Origin of the sequence: Flavobacterium sp. NLM (genome assembly GCF_002210235.1) — a bacterium.
GTDB classification, from domain to species: Bacteria; Bacteroidota; Bacteroidia; order Flavobacteriales; family Flavobacteriaceae; genus Flavobacterium; species Flavobacterium panici.
On record NZ_LIAC01000011.1, the window covers coordinates 1 to 25,161 of the forward strand.

Genomic DNA, 25,161 nt, shown 5'->3' on the forward strand with positions numbered 1-25,161 from the left:
TACAAAGTTGCGTAACATCAAAAAGATGGATGTAGCCAAATCTACTATTGTTGTAGCCTAAAGAGTTGCTAAGATTCTAAGTTACTAAGATGCTAAGTTTTTAATGTTTTGCTTTTGCCCACGGGTTTTACGGATGAAACGGGTTTTCACTGGTTGCTTTTTTTTTTTTTGCCACAGATTTAAAGGATTAGCCCAGATTTTTTTTAATCATTTTAATCCTTTTAATCTGTGGCATATTTTAAAATAAACTGCGAAAATCCGTTTCATCCGTAAAATCCGCGGGCCAAATTGATCCCTTAATTTTGAGATAATTTCTTTTCGTTTTCGGTTTGGGGTTTTCCGGTTGCGTTTGGTTCGCCTTTTCCGGTTTCTATTAGTTTTTTAAGACTGTTTTGAATATAATTTGTCCAGGCGTCACGGCAAATTTCGAAGCATTCGTATTCTTGGTTTAAACCAAAATGGGTGAAACGAAGTTCTGTTTTTCCGTCTTTTTCTGTGATTTCAAAAGTTGGTTTTGTTCCGGTCCATTCGGTTTTGTCTTCGGTAAATTTGAAATAGTTTTCTTCAACCAGCCAGACAATTTTTTGATTCGGAATTACTTCTGTCAATTTAATTTTGCAACGGTGAATATCTTCATAATGATAATTAAATTCATCATTTTGTTTGGCTGTATTTCCTTCAATTTCTTCAGACCACCAGCCGCGCACGTTTGTAACGGCATTAAAAACTTCCTCCGGAGATTGATTGACTAATATTGCTGTAGTAAAATCTGATGCACTCATTTTTATGGTTTTTAAGTTGTATATCAAATTTATTCTTTAAAAATCAATAAGTTAGGTTTTAATAAGACAATTGTGAGGTGTATTTCGGACAGATGTTTTTGATTTTAGATTGTTGATTTTAGATTGTTGATTTTAGATTTTTCAACTTTATGGTTAATTATTCACTTTCTTTTTGCTGAATAATGCAATTAGTAAATTAATAATATATAGCGGCGTGGCAATAAAAATAATAAGTAAAAGCTGGCTTACTAAAAGCATATTCACTAATTGGTAATCGTCAAATAATGGAAAAGCATCTGTTGGAAATAGTTTAAAATAAAGCATTAAAAGCCAGTAACTGATAAAACTTCCTATCAAAATAACAATATGTATTGCGGTTAAATATTTTATAAGTTGTTTTTTAAATACTTTTTGAATAAACCAATATCCAAGTCCCATTAAAAAGTAGAGCAAAGAAAGAACAACGGCAATATGAATGTGAGCAATTACAAAATATGTGTCATGAACATTAATATCTAAAGTGCTGTCTGGATTATTTATCCCAGCTATTCCGATTAATAAAATTATTGTAGCAGTAATCCAGAATAGGTGGTAAGCTTTTATTTTTTGAAAAGTCATAAAATAAGTTGGTTTTATAGAAAATATTTTTTATCTTAAACGAATATAAAAAAGATAATTATCTCATTATATCCATTCTGCTTATTTTTTGATTTGTTACTTCAAAAATAACGACTTGTTCTTTTTTAGTTTCATCTCCATTTCGGCCCGAAACATATTCGTGAAGTATTACTTTGTTATCAAAAAAAATGGATTTTATTATTTCGGCATTCAAATTTGGAGATTGTTTAAAAAGGTTGATAAACATTTCTTCACATTCTTTTTTGCCGTTTATAGCTAATGTAAGATCTTGAAAATTATAAACTTTAATATCATCACTGTACAAAGGCATCATGTGTTGTATGGATCTATTGTTAAATGCTGACATTTGAATGTCCATTATTTCTTCTATTGTCATTGTTTAAGGTTCTATTTTATTTTCAACTTTATTTAATTCATCTAAAATTTTATCAGCATTTATCTTTGGTTCATTGATAATTGTTTACAATTAGGCATTTCAGATTTTCTAATCTTCTTCATTTTTGCCAGAAAGCCATAATTCAAATTCGTTATTTTTTATACTTTCAAATTCCTTTGGAATCATAAATAGAAAAATTATAGCCCAAAGTTGCAATATTGTTTGAGAAAGACTTAAAATCCCGTTCAATGGAAAATAGGTCAAATCAGAAATTAAACTAGGGATTGAGCCTAGTAATCCAATAGAGAACATTACTAAAAGAAACACTTTTAAATTATAACCTTTTCGAACTAAGTATCCGAGAATTGCAACAAAAATAAAAGCTACGATAGAGGAAATAAATTCAGTTTTTGTTTCTGCATATTTCATAGCTAAAAGTAAGTTTATTGCCCCTATGGCTATTGAAAAAAAAATAAAATTTGATGATTTTATATGATTTTCATGTATAGGACGTATTTTTTTTTCTTCCTTTTTATTAATCAGTAAATTAATCGAATCTATTTCTTTTTCTGAAAATTGATGCCCTCTTTTTTTAAGTATTTCAAAGGCAATTTTAGTGGCTTCGGGAACAAATGTAGTTTGTGGTTTAATATATTTTTCTAATTCAGCATCAGACATCTTTTCTAATACACTTTTCTTTACTGCCATTCTTAAATTAATTTTTAATTTGGGTTCTAAAATAATTGATTTAAATGAGATGCTGCTTTATTATCTTACATATATTTTCGATCTGCAAAAAATGATTTTCCATCACATTTTCCAAATCTAAAGTTCCGCCCAGAATCAGCATTTCTTTATTTTCAAAACGTTTTCCCAAACGATCTTCGAGCATTATGGTTTCCATACTTTGTGCCATTTTAATTTCGGTTAAAAAAGCATTTGGATGTCCGGCGGTGCAGATTACAAGTCCAAACGGAATTATTTTCATTTTCGGAAAATCGTCGGTTTGTCCGTAAGCATATCCAACCGAAAAAACGCGGTCGAACCAGCCTTTTAGTTTTGCGGGACAATCGCTCCACCAAACGGGATATAGAAAAATAATACAATCGGCTTTTTCGATTTTTTGCTGTTCTGCTAAAACGTCTTTAGGAATGGGAAGATTAAGTTTTGCAAAACCTTCTCTTTCATATTCTTCTTCAGACATATCGCTTTGAAAATTAGAAGCGTATAAATCTGAAACTTCAAAATTCCAGTTTTGTTTTGCTATTGCAGATTTTAATTGTTCTAAAACCTGAAATGTATAAGACTTTTTACTCGGATGGCTGTATACGATTAAGATATTCATTTTGATGGTTTTAGAAAGTTATTAAATCAAAAAAGAGAACCTAAAGTTCTCTTTGATACGAAATTACGAATAAAATATAAATTCCTTATTCTTCGACAAACTCTAAAATATCTCCCGGCTGGCACTCCAGAACTTTGCAGATTGCTTCGAGTGTACTGAAACGAACGGCTTTTGCTTTGCCAGTTTTTAATATGGAAAGATTGGATAGGGTCAAATCAACTTTTTCTGAAAGTTCATTTAATGACATTTTTCGTTTCGCCATCATTACATCTAAATTTACTATAATTGGCATAACTTATATGGTTAATTCGCTTTCTTTTTGAAGTTCGATTCCTTTTGCAAAAAGCTGTGAGATAAAATATAAAATTCCGGCAAAAAAGAAGAACGCATCTCCAAGACCAATATGTTCGGTAAGATTGGGAAGCTGAATTCCCATTGCAGTAAATTTTTGGGAATAATTAACGGTTATGTTGCTAAAGATGCCAACAAGTAAGGAGAATCCGCTCATTTTCTGGATCAGTTTTCCAATTGTTTCATGAAACGGACTAACAAAATTAATCTTCAGGAAAATTTGAATGACAGAATAAAACACCAAAGCTTCTAAAATTGTAATTACCGTAATAGAGAAAACCATAATAGAGTAATCGACAACGTCGTACGCTTTTAAGGAAGATAAATCTAAACCTAACTGCAGGTTTTTTGCTCCAACTTCGCTGATAAACATACTAATCCCGTAAGAGGCTAAAAGTGTTCCTGCTTTTATACAAAGCCCAATAAAAGCAATCCATGACACTACGTATAGGAGCTTTAAAATGTAAGTTGATCTTGTTGACATAATATTTTGATTTAAAATAAGTATGCAACAAATATAGTAATTTATTGTTTATCGATAAAAATTTATTAAATATTAATTGTTAATTATTGATTATTAACTTAATTGAGTTTTGAATTAACAATTCATAATTAACAAATTACAATTATTTGACGCGTTCATATTCTGATGTAGAGCAATCAATACATTCTTGTATTAAATACAGTTTATTGCCATGAAACTCAAATGACCTGTCAAAATAATATTCTTGCGTAATGAAGTCGCCTTTATCAATAACAATCATTTTTCTGTCTCCGCCAAAAACAGATTTTTTTGTTATGATAAAAAATTTCTGCTGTTGGGACAGATTTCCATTTATATAGGTTTTAATTGTAGAATTTGAGATTTCAATTATAACTTTTTGATCTGATGTTTCTGAACTAGTTGGTCCTCCAAATCCGCCATAAGTGCGAACCCAGCTCCATTTGCCTTCTAAGCGATTTTCGGCAGAGTGATTATCATCATTATCATTACAGGAAGAGAATGCAATTAAAATAAGGAGAAGTAAATATTTTTTCATCGGTTTTAATTTTAGATTAATTTATTTATAGATGAAAAAAATGTTAAAAGGTTGCGTTAAAGTATTTTAAGAATGGTTAAAGTTATTTCAACCGAATTAAAACACCTTTGCGTTTCACGATATTTTTATAATCCCATTGAATGTTTCTGGCTTTATCAAGCCATCTTTTTAGATCGTCGATATTGATTTGATCTGAGTTTGTATAACGTGCTTCGGCGGCTTTAAAACTTCCTTCATTTTGAAGTCCGCTTTCCTCAAAAGATTGTCCGCTCCAAAAAAGCAGTCTCACAGAATCTTTTAATTTACTGTAACCAGCAACAGGATTTCCGTCTAAAAACCAAACCGGATGCCTATGCCAGATTTTGCTTTCGGCTTCTTGCAGGAAATCGTTAATTTCTACACTTAAAATATCACATATTTTTTTGTCTTCAGCGTTTTGTGAGTCGTTGTATGCCTGGATTTCCTTATTCATGGTTTTGAATTTTAATTAATATCTTTTGAAAGCTCAAATAAAATGTAGGTTCCATTTTCAGAGCGTCCTTTTTCTTTTTCTATAAATCCTGTTTTGTTATAAAACTCAACGGCTTTGATATTGTTTTCTAAACATTTTAAAGTGAGCGGAAATTTAGTTTTTTGAATGGCTGCTTTCAATAATTCGGTTCCAATTTTCTGGCCTTGATATTCTTGGTCAACATATAGATGGTGAATGAAACTATTTGGCATCCAAATCGAAATAAAACCAACCGGAATTTCATTAATATGTGCCACTAAAATATATTCTCCCTGCGTATGTTTTTCAAAATCGTCTAATTTAAATTCTGATGTATCAAGCCACGAAAATGTTCTTTGTCTTTCTTTTAAAAACAGGATTTTTAAAGGTTCAAAATCACTTTTTGTAATTTCTGTTATTTTCATCAAATCGGGTTGTTGAATTTTGTTTTAAAAATGATCCATAGGAACACCCAAATTATTCTATTAATCCGTTATCCACTTTCCTTGTTCTTTGGCAATGTCGATTAACTTTTGTCCGTATTCGGTCATTAAGTTTTCTTTAATCATGCGTTCGGCTCTTTCTATGTTGGGTTTGCTCCATTTGCTGGTTTTTGGGCTGCGATGCGAAAAAGTAAGATAATAACTTTCGCCGTCGCGTTTTTTGCACAAACTGTCGATCCAGCCAAAACAAAGGGCTTCTTCTGTAGCTTCGATTAAATTTACACTTTTAGTTTTGCTTTTTTTATGAAATAAAATCAGCCAAACTGATTTTTCATTTACACTGTTTTCTGTCAGCCATTTGCGCCAGTCTGCTCTGGTTTCGGCATAAACTGCTAATTTTCCGTCTTTCGTTTCCATAAATCTTATTTTTAGTAAAGGTAAAATGGCATTGTGACAACGGTTTGTCAGTAGTAAAAATAATATTAAAATATTGATTATTTGGTGTTTATGTTTTTAAATCAAGTATTGAAATGTTTGTTAAAAGTAACCGTGATATTGTTTACGAAATCTTTGGTATGTTTTCCGGTTTCGTCTAAATCCGGATCGAGAATCGTAATTTCAAGTCCGCTTAGTTTTTTACTTTCAAATAAATAGGAGGTAAGTTCATTAAATTCATTATAGGTCAAACCGTCTGGTGTTCTGCTGTCTACGCACGGCATAACATCGTCGTTAAGAACATCGACATCGATATGAAGCCAGAAACCATCTAAGTTTTTGTTTTCAACTTCTGATAGAAATGTTTTCACAGCATTTTTAATACCTTGTTTTCTCAATTCCTGAAGACTTATATATGTTGCAGAAGATTTTCTAATTTCGTTTTCGTATTCATCATCGTATTCGCGATTGCCAACGCACCAAAGATTTTCTTCTTTTATATAAGGAGATAAATTAAGGATATTGGTTAGTTTTTGATGTCCGTTTCCGGTAACAATTGAAGCTGCCATTCCGCCAACGCCGCCGGTTTCAGACAGCGAAACATCCATAAAATCAGTATGACCGTCAAGATAAAATAAGCCATAATTGCCTTTTTGTTTTAAAGCCATTGCGGGGCCTAAAAGAATACTGCAATCGCCGCCCAAAATAAACGGGAATTTATTGGCACTCAGTAAATTGTTTATTAAATAGGCTTGTTCTCTGGCGTAGGTAACTAATGAATCTGCGTTGAGAATATTGGTTTCGGGATCTTTTATATTGGAATATTTTGGAGGGTCAACCCTTATGATGTTTTTGGGATTAATTGCTTTATGCAGATTATGTTTCCATAACCAATCCGGCAAACGATTTACGCCTGGTTCTTTTCCTGTTTGGGGTTCTTTTAAGCCTAAATTAGAAGTGAATTCAACAATGCATATTTCTTTCATAGCGTTATTATTTACCGATAAAGTTATTAAAATTAATGCTGGTGTAGATTATTTTTAACAGACGGAAATCAAAAAATCCGATTTGTTTTCACCAATCGGATTTTTGATATTTTATGATTTTCTCGTTAAATCTGTAATTAACAGCGGATTGTTTTCTTTTAGTTTGTTTACCAATTCTTCGACCGTTGCGGGATTTTCTTTTATGGCTTCGTATTCAGCAGAAGTTATTCCCACTATTTGTAAAAACGAAAGTTCACCGTGCGGAGTTTGTTTCTTTTCGATTTCAGGATCGGCAACTATTACTAAAGCTGTAATATCCGTTTCGGTATCGAGTCTTATAGGGCCGTTTGCGGGCATATAATGAAATTCTTCAAACCAGTTGCCGCTGTCAAAAACATATTTTGCAATGTTTTGTAAAAGAGCAATTACCCAGCTTGGGTTTCCGTTGTCTTCTGCAAAAGGTTTTAGCCTAAAAGTAAGTTCAAATCCCCATTTGCTAAATTCATCTTCGATTTTATTTTCGTCATAATACAATTCAGAAAATCCGTAGGTTACAAAGTGAAAATGATCTGTTTGTTTTTTGCTTTCGTAAATGCTTACGCCGTCCAGCGGATGTTCTCCGCCAATCATATAACTTATGGCCGGAGCAAAATGTTTAGGTTCCTGATCTGGATAAAGACGTTCAAATTCTTTATCGATTTCAAGCCATCCTACAGCATCATCTTCTGAAAATTGTTTTTTGTATTCTTCTAATGTCATACTTTCTTTTTATGATTAAAACGAATACAATATAAGATTTTTCGTTAAAAGAATAATTAATATGTTTTTAATTTATTCATAATTTGATCGACGGCAAGTTCTAAACCTTTGCCATAATCTCCTTTTTTAAATTCGGGAACGGCATAGGTTGTAATGATATTTTGGGTATCGTTATCGCTTAGTTTATAACGAATAAGATCAATACTTTGAACCTGAATTTGTCTTAATTCTTTGCTTACTACGATTAGAATTGTTGGATCTAGTTTTGGATCTTTTGCCAGATATTTGTCTAATTCTAATGAATAATCAGGGAAAGAGGTATAAGGCTGTATTGTGGAAGTTGTTACAACTGTAATTTTGTACAGAAATTGTTTTTCAAATGCCTTTAAAGTATTTGTGAGGTTTGTGATTTGATCTGGATTTAAGATTTTTTCGAAATCATTTACATAGTCATAAGGTCTTGAAAAAACATTTTGAGCTTCAGTAACTGTGTTTTCTTTTTTTGTTTGAGAAAATATTATACTTGCGGGGAACAAGATTATTATAAGGAAAAATATTTTTTTCATCGCAGGCGAAGATTAGATTTGGTGCTGCAAAAATACCACATTATTGGTTTAGGATAAAAAGATAAATTAATATTTATGTAAAGAAAAAAACCGATCTGTTTTACAAATCGGATTTTGAATAAAAATATTATAATACAGGAATTAAATGTTCCCAATTTAATTGTTTTGCAAAATCGAGTGCTGTTTTTCCGCTGGCAGTTTTTACATTTTTATCTGCTCCTGATTCTAATAATATTTCTACCGAAGTAAGATTTCCTGCAACTGCTTCTCTATGTAAAAAAGTATAACCTAATTCATCTTGCGCGCTCACTTCTTCGGGATTATTCTTTACAAAGTCAATAAGACTGTCTTTCATGTTTTTGCTCATAGGATGTTCTATAAGATTCTCCGGTTTTTCTTTTTGCTCGTTAACGACTAAAATATCGTTGAAATCTCCAAAATCTAATCCCCAGGCTTCATCATGACTTTCTCTTTCGTCGTCGCTCATTTCGGAACGCATTGCCTGAATGGTAAATGCTCCATATGTTTTTCCTCCAATTGCAAATAGCCAGTCACTGATTTGGTTGATTGGAATTTGTACTTCGTCTCCATTATTGACATTGGTTAATTCACTTGGCTGATTCACCAAAACGCCATAGATAGTTTCGCCATCAAAATTCACATCGTTAATCCACATATGTTCCACTACAGTTTCTCCGTCTATTTCCTGAGTGAAAGCCAGTTTTACACAAGCAACATCTAGTCCGGGAATTATTCTGCGGTATTCCCAGGATAATTCTCTCCAGAAATATTTAAAGGTTTCCTGCGCTTTTTTGAAAGCTTCGATCATTTTTGGATTTTCTCCATCGGCGAAAAAAATGGGTGTGTTTTCCATTGTATATATTTTTAAAGTGACTTTTGAAATACAGTTAAATTTAAACGAATAAAAAACCGATTTGTTTTGGCAAATCGGTTTTTTTATACTTAAAAGAAATCAATTTAGAAATTCACATCATCTGCGATATTTCCGCCTTGTTCTGCAGCAAATTTTGCAGCATATTCTTTTTGTTTTGCTTGTTGATAATCATGAAATTCTGTGATATCTGCTGAATTCCAGTTTTGGTTTTGTTCTGTCATCCACTGCATTGCTACCGATTGGAAATCGGCAAGGTTGATTCCAAAGTTCTCTAAAATCCATTGTGCACCATCGATTCCGTATTCGTAAGCAGCTTGTCTTGCTCCGGCCAATTCTTCGTAGAAATAGCGGTCTGTTCTAATTCTTTCCAAATTTGCTGCTCCTTCTTCTGAAATTTCAGCTTTAAGGTTTTCTAATTGCGGAACAGTTACGTTTTCAGCATAATATTGTCCGAATAAAGTTGTAACGGTAAACGAAGTATCTTCGCCCATACGTTGCGGCCAGATTGTGTTTAATTCTTCCCAAACTACAGATTCGAAGCCCATTGCTTTGCAAACTTCAAGATAATCAACTCCTGCACTAATTTTAAGGCACATTGCTGTATAGGTTCTTAAATCTACACCGTGAACTGGCTCAAGAAACGGATTGTTTTCGTCTACTTTTACAAATCCCGAAGTTTGAACTCCGCTGTATTTTAAAGAATTTGCGTGCTCAAAACGAATCATTTGGTCTGAGTCGCAATTGTTCCATTCTGTATAAACCGTTCTTCTGTAATTGAAATATATGTTTTGAATGTCTTTTTCGTCAAGGTTTTCTCCGCTTGCGCGTTCGTCTGCAATCCATGCTTCGGCTCTTTCTGCAACTTCGGCATCAAAATCTTCAACATCATAATGCGTTCCGTGTAAAGTCTCCGGATCGTATTCTACTTCCTGATATTCATTTTCGTAGTTATCTTCATAATTATCTTCATGACTTTCATTTGATGTTTGTGTCTGCTCGTAATTTTGATTTTCTTGTTTGTTGTCTCCAGTTAGAGCTCCAAAAAGTTTTTTAAACATTTGTTGATTTTTAAGGATTAATAATTATTAATTGGGTACTTGATTTTGATACATTTTTTCGTTGTGCTCTTTTAAATCTGGCGTAATTTTATTCCACTCGTCATACATGGCGCGCAGATAAACCTGATAAAGTTTTGGAGCATTTTTAATTACAAATTGCCTTTGTTCTTCGAGATCGTCCATTTTTGCCTGAATTTCACTCAGCACTTTTTTGTCTGATTCGTGTATTTTGCTCAGACTTAATTCGTGACGTTGGTGATACAATTCACGCTCTTTTTTATCTTCGGTTTCAAAAGCTTCGTATAAATGAGCGGTTCTTTGTTCAGCAAGTCCTCGTGCAATGTTTTGTAAATTTCGGCCTTGTGTACTTGGCGCAAACGTATTTTGCGTTTGACAATACGGACATGAAATATAGGTTTCGATTAAAAAGATTTTTTCGATTTCAATATTTCCGCCGCATTGTGTACAGCTGAATTTGTTTTTAATGGCTTCGTATTCGTCTAATATTTTTTTGTATTCGATTTCAAGATCACGTTCCTGAGTTTTTTCGATTTGTTTTCTCCAATAATCAAATTTGTCGTCAAAATCATTGTATCGATCTGAACAAGCGCTTCTAAAATCTGAAAGTAAATCATGATGTTTATCTAAAACAGAAATCTGTGAATCGAGATCGTAATAAATACGGCTTATTTTTTCTTCGTATGTATCTCTGGCTTTGTCTCTAATGTTGTTTAACTGGCCATTTATACCGGAAAAAACTCTGTGAAAAGTTCTTTTATAAAGATCTTCATCTTCTTGTAAAAGCTGTTTCAATTCTGGAATTGAGGCTGTTGCCAGTTCTTCCATTTTTGCTTCGAGTTTTTCTAAAAACGCAAACCATCTTTGTTGTGATTCCTGAAGTTCTGCGTACCATTCTGGAAATGTTTCTTTACTTCCTTCGTTTTTTTCTGGGTCTTTTGATTTATTAAATAGTCCGAACACGTGATATGATTTTAAATTGAATTATCTTCTTTTTTGATATAAACTCCGTCCGTAAGTTTTACGGTTATAAACTCAAATCCGCAATAAGCACAATGCGTTACGCCGTCTTGTTTTGCTCTTCCGGCGCCGCAGTTTGGACAGTCCTTTGCATTCATTTTGGCATCGTTGATTTCCATTTCACCGCCATAATTAGTTTGGTTTTGAGCTTTTTGTTTTAGTCTGTCTAAAAACGAATTGACTTTTTTCTCTTCCATTATAATTGGCTTAATAATTCGGATTTTTTTGTTTTGAATTCGTCTTCGTCGATTAAACCGGCGTCAAATAAAGATTTTAGTTTTTGAAGCTTAGATGTTAAATCGTCTTTTACTTCTTCTTTTGGTGTTTCTTTATTTTGCTGTAATTGATTGAGAAGAATTCCCATGCTTAATGCGTTTTGGGTTGCATCGTGAAGCGCGGTTCCTTTATCGCCAATTGCGGTTGCAGTATTGAATTTGGTAAATTTATCCATATCGGTTACCATATTCATATTGGTGATTTTGTCGTAATGTGCCGTAACTTCTTCAGGCAATGTAACGCTGGTGATTACAAACTGCGTTAATTCAATCCCAAACTGAAGGAAATAAGGTTTAAGATACGGTTCGATTTTTTTGCCCAATTGGGTAATATTTCCGGCAATGTCGGTAACGGTGATGTTTTCGTTTGCTAGAACTTCTCCAAATTTTGGTGCAACGAAATCTCGTAATTGGTTTTGCAATTCAAAAATGGTAAGCTGCTGATACGTTCCGGCATATTGACGGAAGAATTTGGCAACGTCGACAATTTGAATGTCGAAACTTCCGAAAGCACGAATTCTGATTTGCCCAAATTGTGGATCGTTTAACAGAATAGGAGCGGGAGTTCCCCATTTATTATTGATGAATTGATGCGTGTTGAAAAAATAAACATCGACTTTAAACGGACTTTCAAAGCCGTATTTCCAGCCTTTCAGCTTGCTTAAAATCGGGATATTTTCTGTAGATAAAGTGTGAAGTCCCGGCGAATATATATCGGCAAGCTGACCTTCGTTTAAAAGCATTACATGCTGACTTTCGCGAACGGTTAGTTTTGCTCCGTTTTTTATTTCTTTATCTTCATCATAAAATTTCCACATTAGTAAATTAGGATCACTTGTTGTGGCTTCAATTATTTCTATAAAAGGTAATGTCATAAAATCTTATTTATAAAGAATAAAAATAAGAATTATAAGACGACTTCAATATTTTTTAATGTGAAGTTTTTAACAAATTTTTCTTTATAAATTTTAAAGTTTATGATTTTTAGTTAAAGTATTGTCATTTCGATCCCGAAACTTCGGGAGAGAAATTGCACTCGTATATCGCCAAAGATTGGCGATTTTGTTTACGGAGCTTCTTTGTGGATATACGAGTGCGATTCCTCGTTCCTCGGAATGACAAAACATTGAATTTAGTTTTTCTTATTTCCATTAGTAATTATGAGTTTATTTTCTTCTTGCTCAACAATTACAATTTCGCCTTTTTTAAATCCAAGTTTTTCAAGCCATTTGCCTTCCAGTATTATTGATGGAATTGTAATGTGTTTGTATGTTCTTTTTTGGAATTTGGTGTGAATTTTTAGTTTTCTCTCGTTGTTCATTGTTGTTGTTGTTAAGATAAAGTATTGTCATTTCGAGGAACGAGAAATCGCACTCGTTAATCGACAAAGATTGGCGATTTGCTTTGTGGAGTTTCTTGTGCGATTTCTCCCTTCGGTCGAAATTACAAAACTCAGATATTAGTTTCTAGAATTTCCTATTGTCATATAATTATACGACAAATATATGCATAAAAATTAAGCTGTAAGCTTTTTATATGACAAAATTGTCAGCAAATTATATGACATTTGATTTATGACACGTGATATACTAAAAAAGAAAATAGGTCAACGAATTATTGAATTACGAGAAGTTAAGGGATGGAGTCAGTCAGATTTGGCTAGAGCATGTAATAAAGACCGTCAATCTATAGAAAAATTAGAAAACGGAAAAGTTAATCCGACACTTTATACTTTGTTGGAAGTTGCAACAGCTTTAGAGATTTCTTTATCAAAGCTTGTTGATGTATCATAATTACCTATAATTTATTATTTATCTTTTGAAAACTACTGTGCGTGAAGGATGGGAGCGGCATCCTTTTATGGCGGGGTTCGCCATAAAAGATATAGCGGACAGCCTGACCCGGAGGGACACGCCATAAAGAAACGACTTATTTTTACAAATCTGATTTTAAGACAAAGTATTGTCATTTCGACGAAGGAGAAATCTCCGCAAGTAACTCGACAAAGATTGAGGATATTCTATACGGAGTTTCTCGCGAAGATTTCTCCTTCGTCGAAATGACAAGATTGGGGGATTTACTTTGTAGAGTTTCTTTGCGGAATTTCTTGTGCGATTTTTCGCTTCGGTCGAAATGACAAAATAAAAAATCCGACTTGCTTTCACAAATCGGATTTTTAAATTGAAAATTATATATGACCGTAAAACGGTATATTTTTACAAGTGAATTACTTCGCCGTAAGCATCTGCTACAGCTTCCATAACTGCCTCGCTCATTGTTGGGTGAGGGTGGATTGATTTAAGGATTTCATGACCTGTAGTTTCTAGTTTACGAGCTACAACTGCTTCTGCAATCATATCTGTAACACCAGCACCAATCATGTGGCATCCTAACCATTCTCCGTATTTAGCATCAAAGATTACTTTTACGAATCCGTCTGGAGTTCCTGCAGCTTTTGCTTTTCCTGAAGCTGAGAATGGGAATTTACCAATTTTTAATTCGTAACCTTTTTCTTTTGCTTGTTTTTCTGTTAAACCTACAGAAGCAATTTCTGGAGTTGCGTAAGTACAACCCGGAACGTTTCCGTAATCGATTGGCTGTACGTGAAGTCCTTTAATTTTTTCTACACAGTTAATTCCTTCTGCAGAAGCTACGTGAGCTAAAGCCTGACCTGGAGTAACGTCTCCAATTGCGTAGTATCCAGGAATGTTAGTTTCGTTGTAAGCGTTTACTAAGATTTTATCTTTGTCAACAGCGATTCCAACTTCTTCTAAACCAATATTTTCAATGTTTGTTTTGATTCCAACTGCCGAAAGTACGATGTCAGCTTCAAGAACTTCTTCTCCTTTTGCAGTTTTAACAAATGCTTTTACTCCTGCACCAGTTGTGTCAATACGCTCAACAGATGAGCTTGTCATTACTTTAATTCCGGCTTTTTTCAAAGAACGCTCAAATTGTTTTGAGATATCTTCGTCTTCTACAGGAACTACGTTTGGCATAAATTCTACGATAGTAACATCTGTTCCCATTGAGTTGTAGAAATGAGCAAACTCAACTCCAATTGCTCCAGAACCTACAATAATCATAGATTTTGGCTGTGTTGGTAATGTCATTGCCTGACGGTAACCAATTACTTTTACACCGTCTTGAGGTAAGTTTGGTAACTCACGAGAGCGAGCTCCGGTTGCGATGATGATATGATCAGCGCTGTATTCAGTAACTTTATTATCTTTATCTGTAACGTCAAGTTTTTTTCCTGGTTTTAGTTTCCCAAAACCTTCGATAACGTCAATTTTGTTTTTTTTCATTAGGAATTGAACACCTTTGCTCATTCCTTCTGCAACACCACGGCTGCGTTGAACAACAGCAGGAAAATCTTTATCGAATTCAGAAACTTTTAATCCGTAGTCAGAAGCGTGTTTTAAATAATCAAAAACCTGAGCTGATTTTAATAATGCTTTTGTTGGGATACATCCCCAGTTTAAACATACACCACCAAGGTTTTCTTTTTCAACTACAGCTACTTTAAAGCCTAATTGTGAAGCTCTAATCGCTGTTACATATCCTCCAGGACCACTTCCTAAAACAATAACGTCGTATTTCATTTTTTGTGTTTTTAGTATTAACTATCGAAAATGAGGTTTATAGATTCCGAAACTCACTTGTCGATTTTCTTTTGTTATTTGTGCTTGCGAATTTAATGATTTATTTTAAAAAGAGTATCATGTAAAAAAGTAAAAAGGTAAAATGTGGAAAATTTGAAATATTGATTCATTTGTCAGGCTGAGCGAAGTCGAAGCCCTGCTCCTTGTAAAAAAGCTCTTCGACTTCGCTCAGAGTGACAGAAATTATTAAATAATAATAAAGCCACAGATTATCAGGATTAAAAAGATTTTTAAAATCCGTTTAATCTGTGTAATCTGTGGTTATATATTTTGTTGTTATGAAACTATATGGAAGTACTTTGCGCGGGGCTTCGACTTCGCTCAGAGTGACAGAAATTATTAAATAATAATAAAGGCCACAGATTATCAGGATTAAAAAGATTTTTAAAATCCGTTTAATCTGTATAATCTGTGGCTATATATTTTGTTGTTATGAAACTATATGGAAGAGCTTTGCGCGGGCTTCGACTTCGCTCAGCCTGACAAAATAATTGTAAATTATAAATGGTGAATTGTTAATTGTAAATTATTAATTAAGCATTATCAGCCATTAACAATTCACCATTTACAATTAATAATTAAACCTTCACGTGTCCCCAGTTTTCGCCGCTGGCAATTCTGCGGATCTGCATTTCGCTTACGCCGAATTGTTTAGCGATCATTTTAAGACGTGTTTTTTGTTCTGGTCTTGCCAGTATTTTTTTGATCAACATGACTTTTGTCGTTGTTAATTTTCGTCCGTCGGCTTTTAAGTTGTGTTCGATCAGGTTTTTCTTCGCCTGAATCACACGCGGACTTTTGCGGCTGTGCGCCATCATTTCTTGTTTTGTTGCCCAGCGTAAATTGCTGATATCATCGTTGCTTCGGTTGTAATCGAGATGCAGAACATAGGTTTGATCTTCTGATTGTTTTGGAAGAAAATATTGGGCAACTAATTTGTAGAGAAATAAATATTTGTTAATGATTTTGTCATCTTTTTTAACCTTAAATCTAAAAGTAGGATATCCATCGCTTAAACCGCCTTTAAGGATTCGGCCGTTTTCAATTTCGTCTGTAAAGCTTATTAATCTTCCTCTGTTTGAAATTGCGTATTTAAGTTGTAATGATGCGTTTATTTCTATTTCTTTGAATTCTTCGTTAGGATAAAATCTGTTGTGTGGCATTTTCTTTTTCATTTAAATTTTTGTCTCTCAAAGATAAAGAATTATGAAATGAAGAAAGTTATACTCTAAGTTACATAATATCAACTTTATGATTCTTATAACGCTATTTTAACTTTTTAGAATGATTTTGACACTTATTTGGTCAGTTTAAAACTTCAAATTGTGAATTATGCAGTTTTCAATCTTCTACGAAAGCGTAAATTTTAGCATTTTTAGTATTTAAGAAATAATAATTTTTATTGATCGAGCCAGTTTTTGAAATTATTTATTTCTTTTTTACTGATGATTATCGGGTCGTTTTCGATAGGAGGAACGGTAAGAATGAGTTCGATTTTTTGATGTGAATGTTTTACAACTTCTTTTATAATATTTCGGTGTACGATATATTTTCTGTTTATTTTGAAAAAGATAAAAGGATCGAGGCTATTTATAATATCAGTAATCGTGCTATTGTATAAATAACTGTTTCCTGATTTTACATATATAAATAAGTGCTTTCCTGATGCAGCAAAATAAGTAATTTCAGATTCGTTTACTGAAATTAGTTTATAACCGTGATTTACTAAAAAATGACGCTGAATTTTATTTGTTTCAGGATTTTCGATAGCAACTAAAGATTGCAGGGTTGCATCGGCATTAAAACTGTCTTTTATTTTTTTGAATTTGGTTAGGGCTTCTAATAGTTCTTGTTCTTCAAAAGGTTTTAAAAGATAATCAATTGTAAAGTGTTTGAAAACCGAAATGGCATAAGAATCATAAGCGGTAACAAAAATGACAGGGCAGGAGATTGTGGCTTTCTCAAATATTTCAAGACTTTTTCCATCGCCCAAATGAATGTCCATAAAGGCTAAGTCGACATTGTTTTGTTTAAAAAAATCGACTGCTTCTTTTACAGATTTTAAAACTGCAATTTCGGCTATCTGTAAAATGTCCTGCTGCTCTAAAATTGACTTTAGGTAAGTGGATGCAAGATATTCGTCTTCGACAATGGCAATTTTCATTTTCCTTTTGAGATAAAGTTAAAAAGTTTCATTTTTAAGTGAGAAGCTCTTAAATGATTTTGCAAATATAATTGTCTATAGTTTTTTTACAACAAGTTTTTATAGGAGTTTGCAGTTTTGTTGTTATTTAATCTTTTTTGTTATGTTTCACATATTACTTGTGGTTTCAACTGTGGGTTATGGATTGTGATTATATTGTGTTCCCGTGGTTGAAACCACGGGTTATGTTTATTAAATTGTTAATGAAAATTCAATGTTTCTATTTCAAATATAGCCTGTGGTTTCAACTATGGGATATGGATTGTGATTATATCGTGTTCCCGTGATTGAAACCACGGGCTATGTTTATTTAAGCTTTAATCAAAATTTAATTTTTATTTTAAATATAGCCTGTGGTTTCAACCACAGGAAACGAACCGTGATTTATTGTGTTCTAACGTTTGAAACCGTTCACAATGTTCTTGATGTAAATAAATGCAAAAGAGGCCCAGCTTTGCAACTGGACCTCTTTTAAAAAAAACAATAGGTATTTATAGATTGGGATTGTTTAATCTCGCGTCTGCCGGGTAAATAATGGTATATCGCGGATCGTTTTGTATCAATGTATAATTATCACCGTCAAAAGTGTGAACGATTTGTTTTTGAGATGTTCTTCTCAAATCAAACCAACGCTGTCCTTCAACAGCAAACTCACGGTGTCTTTCTTCGTAAATGAAATTTGTTAAATCTGCAGCATTCATTGCGTTAACTTCAATTTCAAGTTGTACATAAGCAGCTGCTGTATATCTGTTTTTGATGAAACTTAAAACAGTTGTTTTAGCATCAGCAATATTGTTCAGCTTTAATGAAGTTTCTGCTTTTGTTAAATATAACTCAGAAGTTCTGAAAGAACATTTTTGATCAATATTTCCACCTTTTTGAATTCTGTAACGGCTTCCGCTTGCTAAGAAATAAAGAGGAAAACGTAAATCAGTCGTTTTGCTGTAAGCAGCAATTAAATCTGGCGAAGCATAAACGGCACCTTTTAAGTTGTTTATTAAACCATCTTCAAGAGCTAAAATAGATTCTTTTGAATCATATTTTGTTGCAAATACAGGTGTAGCCTTTAAATCAACTAAAGCGTTGTTAATTGCTAACGCTTTGTTTGCAGCGTCAAGCGATTTTTGCCATTGTTGTACATATAAATAAATACGGCTTTCTAAACTGTATAAAGCAACTTTAGAGAAACGGTAGTTTAAACCTTTTGTTTGAGAATCTTTGTTGATGAATTTTTCAGCTTCCTGAGTATCAGAAATAATTTGATTGTAAATCACTTCTACTGTCTGAGGTACGAAAGCCTGCTCTAAATCAATCTCTAACGCTAAAGGAACTCCTTTGTCTGAACCTGCTGTTGCTGCATTGTAAGGTTTTCCGAAAAGGTTAATTAAATCAAAGTAAGCCATTGCTCTTAAAGCGTACGCTTCTCCAACTAACTGGTTTCTTTCTGGAGATACATCTAATTTTTTAGACGCTTCGTTAATGATTACGTTCGTATAAAAGATAGTTTTGTATAAATCTGCATATTGAAAAGTAGTTGTAATACGATCCGGATTTGCATCTTTCCAAATATAAATATCTCTATAGTATGTTACGTCATCACTAAATTCATTCATCGTTAATTCGTCTGTACGAACTGCCGTTAATGATTTGTGTTCAGGATATACGTCGTATCCTTTTGTTAAAACTGCGCGGTACTGCTCTAATGTTTCCGGGATAACACGACCAACTGGTTGGATATCCAGATAGTCATCACAGCTTGTTACTGCAAGTGCTGCAGCAAAAAGTAGTATATATTTTGAGAATTTTTTCATCTTTATTTTTATTAGAAAGTTACATTACATCCTAAAGTAAATGACTTAGGAACTGGTTGTGCATAAATGTTTCCGAAAGTTTCAGGGTCAAAGTAACCTTTGTAATCAGAACTAATTACGAATAAGTTTCTAGCTTCAACATTAAGTCTGATGCTTGAAATGTTAATTTGATCTGTAAATGCTTTAGGGAATGTATAACCTAAACGCAAACTGCTTAATCTCATATAACTCATTTCGCTAACCCATGTATCTAAATAATTGTAGGTTGTAATTTGATTTTGTCCAGAATACCATAGGTATGCCATATAAGAATCTCCTGTTCCTGAATCTTTACTTGTAATTCCTGGTAAGTTAGAAGATGTATTAGTTGGTGACCATGCATCTAAAATATCTCTACTGTAATTTTGTCCTCTGTCTACGATTGTTCCATTGTATGGAGGAGTTCTTGTTACAGTTTGTTTGATGTTGAAAGAAGCAGCAATTGTTAAATCAAAATTACTTACTTTAAAAGTATTGGTAATACCTCCAGTAAACTTAGGATCTCTGTCTCCTAAATAAACAAATAAGTCTCTAAATTCAGCAGCTGATAAATTTGACTGCGCTAATTCTCCTGGGAAAATATCAGCAAATGGGTCATATAAACCAAAGAATGTTTGAGAGTTTACAGTTTCTCCTTTTTTGTTGATAAATAAAGGATATCCATTTTCGTCAATTCCGTTTGTTTTAAATCCAAATACAGCATTTACCGGACGTCCTTCTCTGTTTGGTAAATAATCAGTATCACGAACTTCGATACGGTCTACATTACTTTTGTTATGAGAAAAGTTAATACTTGTATTCCATTGAAAGTTTGGACGGTCAATATTTTTTGTAGACAAAGTAATCTCGTAACCTTTGTTGCTTACTTGTGCCCAGTTCATATTTGTATACTCAAAACCATTTTCTAATGGAAGTGCTCTTAAACCAATTAAGTCAGAACTTTTTCTTCCGTATAAATCTGTTACAAGGCTAATACGATTGTTGAATAAACCTATATCAGCACCAACGTTAGTATTACTTGTTTTTTCCCAACGTAATTTTTCATTTGGCGGGCTCTGAACATCAATAATCTGCTCATTTTGTCCTGGTAAAATAATAGTTGTACCATTAGTACCCATTACGTAAGGAGAAGTATTTTTGTCAATATTTCCTTGTAAACCGTAAGAAGCACGAAGTCTTAAGTTAGAAAGTGTTAAGTTATCTTTTAAGAAATCTTCTTCAGACACTGCCCAAGATGCAGATGTTGACCAAAGTGGTAAATATTTGTATTTAGGATCTACACCAAATAAATCTGAACCATCGTATCTCACACTTCCAAATACACTATATTTTCTGTTGTAAGTATAAGCTGCTGTAGCGAAGAAAGAAGCAAAAGCATTTTCATTTTCACTTTTAGCATATTGTTTATAATCAGATTCCTTAGCGAAACCAGCGTTAGGGAAAAGAATTGGCTGTGTAGTTAAATTTTTCTCATCAAAACCAAATCCTTTAGTTGAAACAGATGTTGTGTAGTTTCTTCTTAACTCATTACCAACCATTGCTTCGATTTCGTGTTTCTCAGCAATTTCAGTTTTGTAACTTATCATTGTTTTTAAGTTATACTGAAAAAAGTCTGTATTTGAGTTTTGAATAATTCCACCTTCCGGAAGGAAATAATTGTAAGCTCCGTTAGTAAAATAACGTGATTTTTCTTTTTGCTTTCTTGTGTAATAAGTTTCTTTTCCAGCAAATTTTTCGCTAGCAGTATTGTCTAATTGTAAACCTAATTGAGACGTTACTTTTAAGTCTTTAGTAACTTTATATTCAGCATCTAATAATGCTTTAATAGCTCTTGTTTTTAAATCGTAAGAAGTATTTGCTCTTTCTTCTAAGATGTTAAAAGGAACATAACGACCAGAATAACCAGCGATATCCGGATCATATTTATAACTTCCATCTTCGTTGTATGGAGTTAAATATGGATTTACGTTTCTTGAGTAATTTGATGGGTTTGTAAACGCATCTGTATCTGTAAGGTAAGATGTAGTTTTGTTTTCAGAACCAAAAATTCCAACACCAACTTTAAATTTATCTGTTATTTGATAGTTGTTTTTTAATGTTAAGTTGTAACGTTTGAAACCAGTTCCAATAGTTGCTCCCTTTTCATCATAGTATCCTAAAGAGAAATAATAATCTGATTTTTCTCCACCACCAGATAAACTTAAACCGTGTTGCGTGTTGATAGCTGTTTGGTATAATAAGTTACCCCAGTTTGTGTTGTTTCCTCTTAAAGAATTGATAGATTGTTGTGATGCAGGGCTTAAAGCAGAAAATCCTCCAGCTCTGTAAGCATCTAGTTCACCAGTTCCGTTTAGGATACGAGAAATATCTCCGCCAGTATCTCTGTAAGTCAAGTCTGCACGGCTTGCCATGTTAAGTTCTAAATCAATTTTCTCGTTTGAGTTCATCAAGTTTAATTTAGAAAACTCAGGTCTTTGTGTGATAAATGTATTCGTATTGAAACTTACTACCATTTTACCAGCTCTACCTTTTTTAGTAGTTACCACGATTACACCATTTGCAGCACGCGCACCGTAAATAGCAGTTGCAGCAGCATCTTTTAAAATCGTGATATCTTTAATATCGTCTGGATTTAAACCAGCAATAGAGTAGTTGCCTAATATGTCGATATTGTCTTTGTCAAAGTTTTTAGGAACTTCATTTCCTTCTAATGGCAATCCATCAAGTACCCATAAAGGATCTTGTGTACCATTAAGAGAAGCTGTACCCCTGATTCTGATTTTCGCAGGCGCTCCAGGTGCTCCAGATGGTGTGCTTACAGCAACTCCGGCAATTTGTCCAACTAATAATTGGTCAATACTAGAAACTCCAGTCTGCTGAATTGCAGACATGTCGATTTTAGAAACCGCTGCAGTAAGTTTTCTTTTCTCAATTTTTTGGTAACCTGTTACAACAACCTCCTGAAGTTTTGCAGTTTCAGACGTTAAGTTGATCGTATAATTTTTTTGAGCAGAAAGTTCAAGAGTATACGATTTGTATCCCATGAATGTAACTCTCAAAGAAGTAATATTTTTAGAAATTTTCAAAGAGAATTTACCGTCGAAATCAGTAGTAGTTCCGATTCCTTCACTTTGAATAATACCTGCCATGGCAGTTTTGTTTGAGATCGAATTATTCTCAACAAAGATCGATGCACCAGGAATTGGCGACAAGTCAGCTTCATCTTGAATGATCCCCGTAATAGTTCGGGTTTCCTGCGCATATCCTGCGATGGCCAGGAACAGCAGTAGGGCATGTAGAATTTTTTTCATGTTTTGGGTTTGGGTTATGTATTAAAAGGTTGTATTGTTCAAAGCTTTGTCGATTCGTTGTATTAAATCGCGGTAATGATTTTGGGTTGATTCATCTCCGGTACTTCTTTTTGTTCTTAATAGTTGAAGTACTTTTGTTAATTCCCCTTTTTTATCTGATGTTACTTCTGTAACTCTTTTTAAGAAAGAATTATTAATGTTTCTCGCCATATGTGCATCATCTAAAGAACATAAATGAGGCATTTGTAATGTTTCTTGTATTTGGATTGTTTTTTTAACATCCGTTTTTTCAAATAATTTATTTGTTGAAATAATTAAAACATCTACATAATTCTTTTGTGTCATACGCTCCAGAATAGTAAGTGATTTGTTTTGGATAGTTCCTGCAAATACATTCTGATGCATTTTTTTAAACAATTCATTTACGGTAAAAACCTTCTCGGTGGTTTTATTTCGCTGGTATAATTCATTTTCTGTCATTCGAAGTAAACGGTCATCGCTAAATAAACTATATATAACATCATATTGTAATGCTCTTGACATTGTATATGGTGTGTACTCATAAGGCCCAAAAGGAGAATCTTTCAGTGGATTTGTTTTGTCTAAAACGTCATTAAAAAACAACCACTGTGGAATCGTAATTACATTTTTTACTAAATAATCTACTGCTCTTTTTTGCATTGCTGCAGGAACCGGAACATAACTCTGTTTGTTATCGCCGTGAACTGTTGGGTTTAAGTAAACACCGCCAATATTGGTTAATACATGACCATTGTACGTTTGCCATTGTCCGATAGCTCCAATATACAGTTTACCAGTTTCGTAATAAGACTTATCTTTATCGTAAGACCAGTTTAAGATATTATCTACAACACGTTTTAAGTTTTTCAATCCGTACTCGCTTGCTTTTACAGCATCATTTCCTAAATCTTCAGACTGCGAACGAGGATCGATTTGGGAGCCTTGCTCACCGTAAAAATAAATTGGGTCGTTTTGATGTTTTGTAATAGCTTCGTTTAGTCTTGCCGTTTCATTTTCGTTTGGACCGTACCATCTGTAACCCCATTCGATTGCATATTTGTCGTACTCACCAATTTTTGGGGTAATTGCAGTTACGTTATCTTCCGGTTGTGCTACATAATTGTAACGGGCATAATCCATGATAGAAGGAGCAGTGCCGCCCATTTTTTCCGTGAATTCTTTAGAACGTAAAGATTCAACATCATAAGCGAAAGAAGCGCCCATATTATGTTTTAATCCAAATGTGTGTCCAACTTCATGAGACGATACAAAACGAATTGCTTCGCCCATATGTTCCTCACTAAATACATTTCCTCTTGCTTTCGGGTCGATTGCTCCGGTTTGAATACGCATCCAGCTTTGAAGCGAAGTCATAACATTGTGCCACCAAATAATGTCGGCTTCAATAATTTCTCCGCTTCTTGGGTCAACAACCGAAGGGCCCATAGCATTGGATTGTGGTGATGCCGCATAGGTAATAACCGAATAACGTACATCATCAATGTCAAAGTCTAAATCTTTTTCAGTAGGTTCTTTAGCAATAATTGCATTTTTAAATCCCGCTCTTTCAAAAGCAACCTGCCAATCGTGTACACCTTCAATGATATATTTTCTCCACTGTTTTGGGGTCGATGGATCAATATAATACACGATTGGTTTTTTAGGTTCTACTAATTCACCTTTCAAATATCGTTCTTCATCTTCTTTCTTTGGTTCTAAACGCCAGCGGGTAATCAATTCTTTTTCAAGCATTGCCTGCTGTGCATCGGCAAAATACCAATGCTTTTCAGAGAAGTAACCAATTCTGTTATCAGAAAAACGAGGTTTCATTGGAGTTTTATCCAATAAAATAATATTACTTGTCACACCAAGAGTAATTGGTAATGACGATGTGCCTTCGACGAAAGAAGTTGAAAGCTGCGATTTTACTACAATATTTTTTGGGAAAGCTTTTAAACTTTCTATATACGATAAATCAGATTTTACAGAACCTCCAATACCAGTGTTACTCAAAACATCATTGAAGCTTTTTTGTTTTCCGTCAAAAATCTTATTTACTTTAATTACTACAGCGCTCGAATCGTTGTTTTTGGTTTCAATATCAAAAACTTCAATAATAGATTCAGAGAAATTGTCAATTACAGATGCTGTAATGGCATCTTCTTTTGGTGAAGAAACTTTAGGAACATATGTTTTTACCCAAACTTTCTTTGCAATTGTATCTTTATAAAAGGAAATGATTTTGTTTTCATAATTCATTCCCTTATTTAAACCAGCTTCATTAATCTGAAAAGGAACTTGTGATAATTTGTTTACAATCAGAAATTCTCTTTTAAACAAACTATCCTGAATTTCAAAATAAACATCAGTCTTAACCTGAATGATATTGAACAGCCCTTTTTTTAATGTACCCTTTTTTATAAGATCACTATATTTTTTTCCTTTTTTGGAATCAGTAGAATCTTTTACAACTTCAGTCTCTGTTTCTTTTTTCTTTTTCTTTTGCGAAAGAACTGTAACAGGAATGAATAATAATAAAATTAATAAGCAAAGTAATTTTACATTATGTAGGAATGCCTTTTCCCTCATTTTGGTGTTAAGTTTAAGTTAATTTTCATCGAAACTATTCGAAT

General features: G+C 33.4%; 27 protein-coding genes. 1 reads left to right on the forward strand and 26 read right to left on the reverse strand.

Annotated features, from left to right (window positions below; genetic code table 11):
• Positions 1–296: 296 nt before the first annotated feature.
• From APR43_RS14685 to APR43_RS14780, 20 genes are all read right to left on the reverse strand, one after another.
• Entirely contained in the window at positions 297–782 is a 486-nt protein-coding gene (locus tag APR43_RS14685) for an SRPBCC family protein (RefSeq protein ID WP_053471732.1), read from the reverse strand.
• 153 nt (positions 783–935) lie between these two features.
• Positions 936–1,400: a cbb3-type cytochrome c oxidase subunit I gene (locus APR43_RS14690; protein ID WP_053471731.1), complete on the reverse strand. Its 465-nt coding sequence runs from the start codon at positions 1,398–1,400 to the stop codon at positions 936–938.
• Between the two features lie 58 nt (positions 1,401–1,458).
• Positions 1,459–1,797, reverse strand: coding sequence for a nuclear transport factor 2 family protein (locus APR43_RS14695; protein ID WP_082356414.1), 339 nt, complete (start codon positions 1,795–1,797; stop codon positions 1,459–1,461).
• Between the two features lie 108 nt (positions 1,798–1,905).
• Positions 1,906–2,505, reverse strand: coding sequence for a hypothetical protein (locus APR43_RS14700; protein WP_053471729.1), 600 nt, complete (start codon positions 2,503–2,505; stop codon positions 1,906–1,908).
• Positions 2,506–2,545: 40 nt separating this feature from the next.
• Positions 2,546–3,142, reverse strand: a complete 597-nt coding sequence (locus APR43_RS14705; protein ID WP_053471728.1) for an NAD(P)H-dependent oxidoreductase — start codon at positions 3,140–3,142, stop codon at positions 2,546–2,548.
• Between the two features lie 85 nt (positions 3,143–3,227).
• Entirely contained in the window at positions 3,228–3,434 is a 207-nt protein-coding gene (locus tag APR43_RS14710) for a helix-turn-helix domain-containing protein (protein ID WP_053471727.1), read from the reverse strand.
• Positions 3,435–3,437: 3 nt separating this feature from the next.
• The gene (locus APR43_RS14715) at positions 3,438–3,977 is read right to left on the reverse strand and encodes a hypothetical protein (protein ID WP_053471726.1); all 540 of its coding nucleotides are present in this window, start codon (positions 3,975–3,977) and stop codon (positions 3,438–3,440) included.
• A 142-nt stretch (positions 3,978–4,119) separates the two neighbouring features.
• Positions 4,120–4,533 carry a hypothetical protein gene (locus APR43_RS14720; RefSeq protein ID WP_053471725.1) on the reverse strand — a complete coding sequence of 138 codons (414 nt, stop codon included), beginning with the start codon at positions 4,531–4,533 and terminating at the stop codon, positions 4,120–4,122.
• A gap of 82 nt (positions 4,534–4,615) precedes the next feature.
• Positions 4,616–5,005, reverse strand: coding sequence for a DUF1801 domain-containing protein (locus APR43_RS14725; RefSeq protein WP_053471724.1), 390 nt, complete (start codon positions 5,003–5,005; stop codon positions 4,616–4,618).
• An 11-nt stretch (positions 5,006–5,016) separates the two neighbouring features.
• Positions 5,017–5,448 (reverse strand): GNAT family N-acetyltransferase, encoded by a 432-nt coding sequence (locus APR43_RS14730; RefSeq protein WP_053471723.1) that lies wholly within the window; start codon positions 5,446–5,448, stop codon positions 5,017–5,019.
• Positions 5,449–5,508: 60 nt separating this feature from the next.
• On the reverse strand, positions 5,509–5,883 hold the full coding sequence (locus APR43_RS14735; protein ID WP_053471722.1) for a YdeI/OmpD-associated family protein: 375 nt from the start codon (positions 5,881–5,883) through the stop codon (positions 5,509–5,511).
• A 101-nt stretch (positions 5,884–5,984) separates the two neighbouring features.
• The gene (locus APR43_RS14740; protein ID WP_053471721.1) at positions 5,985–6,887 is read right to left on the reverse strand and encodes an arginase family protein; all 903 of its coding nucleotides are present in this window, start codon (positions 6,885–6,887) and stop codon (positions 5,985–5,987) included.
• A gap of 111 nt (positions 6,888–6,998) precedes the next feature.
• On the reverse strand, positions 6,999–7,646 hold the full coding sequence (locus APR43_RS14745) for a suppressor of fused domain protein (protein ID WP_053471720.1): 648 nt from the start codon (positions 7,644–7,646) through the stop codon (positions 6,999–7,001).
• A gap of 56 nt (positions 7,647–7,702) precedes the next feature.
• Positions 7,703–8,212 carry a TPM domain-containing protein gene (locus APR43_RS14750; protein ID WP_053471719.1) on the reverse strand — a complete coding sequence of 170 codons (510 nt, stop codon included), beginning with the start codon at positions 8,210–8,212 and terminating at the stop codon, positions 7,703–7,705.
• Between the two features lie 127 nt (positions 8,213–8,339).
• A complete protein-coding gene (locus APR43_RS14755) occupies positions 8,340–9,086 on the reverse strand; it encodes a DUF2314 domain-containing protein (protein WP_053471718.1) in 747 nt (248 codons plus the stop codon).
• Between the two features lie 104 nt (positions 9,087–9,190).
• Positions 9,191–10,165 (reverse strand): DUF6620 family protein, encoded by a 975-nt coding sequence (locus APR43_RS14760; RefSeq protein WP_053471717.1) that lies wholly within the window; start codon positions 10,163–10,165, stop codon positions 9,191–9,193.
• A 27-nt stretch (positions 10,166–10,192) separates the two neighbouring features.
• Positions 10,193–11,146, reverse strand: a complete 954-nt coding sequence (locus APR43_RS14765; RefSeq protein WP_053471716.1) for a hypothetical protein — start codon at positions 11,144–11,146, stop codon at positions 10,193–10,195.
• Between the two features lie 11 nt (positions 11,147–11,157).
• The gene (locus tag APR43_RS14770; protein ID WP_053471715.1) at positions 11,158–11,400 is read right to left on the reverse strand and encodes a hypothetical protein; all 243 of its coding nucleotides are present in this window, start codon (positions 11,398–11,400) and stop codon (positions 11,158–11,160) included.
• Positions 11,400–12,353, reverse strand: a complete 954-nt coding sequence (locus tag APR43_RS14775; protein WP_053471714.1) for an SPFH domain-containing protein — start codon at positions 12,351–12,353, stop codon at positions 11,400–11,402. The genes APR43_RS14770 and APR43_RS14775 overlap by 1 nt, the downstream gene beginning before the upstream one ends.
• A 257-nt stretch (positions 12,354–12,610) precedes the next feature.
• A complete protein-coding gene (locus APR43_RS14780; protein WP_053471713.1) occupies positions 12,611–12,799 on the reverse strand; it encodes a SymE family type I addiction module toxin in 189 nt (62 codons plus the stop codon).
• 253 nt (positions 12,800–13,052) lie between these two features.
• On the opposite strand from APR43_RS14780, the gene APR43_RS14785 reads away from it, so the two are divergent.
• Positions 13,053–13,271, forward strand: coding sequence for a helix-turn-helix domain-containing protein (locus APR43_RS14785; RefSeq protein WP_053471712.1), 219 nt, complete (start codon positions 13,053–13,055; stop codon positions 13,269–13,271).
• Between the two features lie 423 nt (positions 13,272–13,694).
• Here the strand turns inward: APR43_RS14785 and lpdA are convergent, their stop codons facing one another.
• The 6 genes from lpdA to APR43_RS14820 all read right to left on the reverse strand — a co-directional run bounded on the left by lpdA (position 13,695) and on the right by APR43_RS14820 (position 25,117).
• Positions 13,695–15,083, reverse strand: a complete 1,389-nt coding sequence (gene lpdA, locus APR43_RS14795) for a dihydrolipoyl dehydrogenase (protein WP_053471710.1) — start codon at positions 15,081–15,083, stop codon at positions 13,695–13,697.
• Positions 15,084–15,721: 638 nt separating this feature from the next.
• A complete protein-coding gene (locus tag APR43_RS14800) occupies positions 15,722–16,306 on the reverse strand; it encodes an HNH endonuclease (protein ID WP_053471817.1) in 585 nt (194 codons plus the stop codon).
• 236 nt (positions 16,307–16,542) lie between these two features.
• Positions 16,543–17,307: a LytR/AlgR family response regulator transcription factor gene (locus tag APR43_RS14805; RefSeq protein WP_053471709.1), complete on the reverse strand. Its 765-nt coding sequence runs from the start codon at positions 17,305–17,307 to the stop codon at positions 16,543–16,545.
• A 530-nt stretch (positions 17,308–17,837) separates the two neighbouring features.
• Complete coding sequence (locus tag APR43_RS14810; protein ID WP_053471708.1) at positions 17,838–19,157, reverse strand: RagB/SusD family nutrient uptake outer membrane protein; 1,320 nt, start codon at positions 19,155–19,157, stop codon at positions 17,838–17,840.
• 11 nt (positions 19,158–19,168) lie between these two features.
• On the reverse strand, positions 19,169–22,507 hold the full coding sequence (locus APR43_RS14815; RefSeq protein WP_053471707.1) for a SusC/RagA family TonB-linked outer membrane protein: 3,339 nt from the start codon (positions 22,505–22,507) through the stop codon (positions 19,169–19,171).
• A gap of 21 nt (positions 22,508–22,528) precedes the next feature.
• A complete protein-coding gene (locus APR43_RS14820) occupies positions 22,529–25,117 on the reverse strand; it encodes a zinc-dependent metalloprotease (protein ID WP_053471706.1) in 2,589 nt (862 codons plus the stop codon).
• Between the last annotated feature and the right edge of the window lie 44 nt (positions 25,118–25,161).

Bases quoted from the DNA above. Each gene is read 5' to 3' on its own strand.
- APR43_RS14685 (WP_053471732.1), bottom strand. From the start codon at position 782: ATGAGTGCATCAGATTTTACTACAGCAATATTAGTCAATCAATCTCCG.
- APR43_RS14690 (WP_053471731.1), bottom strand. From the start codon at position 1,400: ATGACTTTTCAAAAAATAAAAGCTTACCACCTATTCTGGATTACTGCT.
- APR43_RS14695 (WP_082356414.1), bottom strand. From the start codon at position 1,797: ATGACAATAGAAGAAATAATGGACATTCAAATGTCAGCATTTAACAAT.
- APR43_RS14700 (WP_053471729.1), bottom strand. From the start codon at position 2,505: ATGGCAGTAAAGAAAAGTGTATTAGAAAAGATGTCTGATGCTGAATTA.
- APR43_RS14705 (WP_053471728.1), bottom strand. From the start codon at position 3,142: ATGAATATCTTAATCGTATACAGCCATCCGAGTAAAAAGTCTTATACA.
- APR43_RS14710 (WP_053471727.1), bottom strand. From the start codon at position 3,434: ATGCCAATTATAGTAAATTTAGATGTAATGATGGCGAAACGAAAAATG.
- APR43_RS14715 (WP_053471726.1), bottom strand. From the start codon at position 3,977: ATGTCAACAAGATCAACTTACATTTTAAAGCTCCTATACGTAGTGTCA.
- APR43_RS14720 (WP_053471725.1), bottom strand. From the start codon at position 4,533: ATGAAAAAATATTTACTTCTCCTTATTTTAATTGCATTCTCTTCCTGT.
- APR43_RS14725 (WP_053471724.1), bottom strand. From the start codon at position 5,005: ATGAATAAGGAAATCCAGGCATACAACGACTCACAAAACGCTGAAGAC.
- APR43_RS14730 (WP_053471723.1), bottom strand. From the start codon at position 5,448: ATGAAAATAACAGAAATTACAAAAAGTGATTTTGAACCTTTAAAAATC.
- APR43_RS14735 (WP_053471722.1), bottom strand. From the start codon at position 5,883: ATGGAAACGAAAGACGGAAAATTAGCAGTTTATGCCGAAACCAGAGCA.
- APR43_RS14740 (WP_053471721.1), bottom strand. From the start codon at position 6,887: ATGAAAGAAATATGCATTGTTGAATTCACTTCTAATTTAGGCTTAAAA.
- APR43_RS14745 (WP_053471720.1), bottom strand. From the start codon at position 7,646: ATGACATTAGAAGAATACAAAAAACAATTTTCAGAAGATGATGCTGTA.
- APR43_RS14750 (WP_053471719.1), bottom strand. From the start codon at position 8,212: ATGAAAAAAATATTTTTCCTTATAATAATCTTGTTCCCCGCAAGTATA.
- APR43_RS14755 (WP_053471718.1), bottom strand. From the start codon at position 9,086: ATGGAAAACACACCCATTTTTTTCGCCGATGGAGAAAATCCAAAAATG.
- APR43_RS14760 (WP_053471717.1), bottom strand. From the start codon at position 10,165: ATGTTTAAAAAACTTTTTGGAGCTCTAACTGGAGACAACAAACAAGAA.
- APR43_RS14770 (WP_053471715.1), bottom strand. From the start codon at position 11,400: ATGGAAGAGAAAAAAGTCAATTCGTTTTTAGACAGACTAAAACAAAAA.
- APR43_RS14775 (WP_053471714.1), bottom strand. From the start codon at position 12,353: ATGACATTACCTTTTATAGAAATAATTGAAGCCACAACAAGTGATCCT.
- APR43_RS14780 (WP_053471713.1), bottom strand. From the start codon at position 12,799: ATGAACAACGAGAGAAAACTAAAAATTCACACCAAATTCCAAAAAAGA.
- APR43_RS14785 (WP_053471712.1), top strand. From the start codon at position 13,053: ATGACACGTGATATACTAAAAAAGAAAATAGGTCAACGAATTATTGAA.
- lpdA (WP_053471710.1), bottom strand. From the start codon at position 15,083: ATGAAATACGACGTTATTGTTTTAGGAAGTGGTCCTGGAGGATATGTA.
- APR43_RS14800 (WP_053471817.1), bottom strand. From the start codon at position 16,306: ATGCCACACAACAGATTTTATCCTAACGAAGAATTCAAAGAAATAGAA.
- APR43_RS14805 (WP_053471709.1), bottom strand. From the start codon at position 17,307: ATGAAAATTGCCATTGTCGAAGACGAATATCTTGCATCCACTTACCTA.
- APR43_RS14810 (WP_053471708.1), bottom strand. From the start codon at position 19,157: ATGAAAAAATTCTCAAAATATATACTACTTTTTGCTGCAGCACTTGCA.
- APR43_RS14815 (WP_053471707.1), bottom strand. From the start codon at position 22,507: ATGAAAAAAATTCTACATGCCCTACTGCTGTTCCTGGCCATCGCAGGA.
- APR43_RS14820 (WP_053471706.1), bottom strand. From the start codon at position 25,117: ATGAGGGAAAAGGCATTCCTACATAATGTAAAATTACTTTGCTTATTA.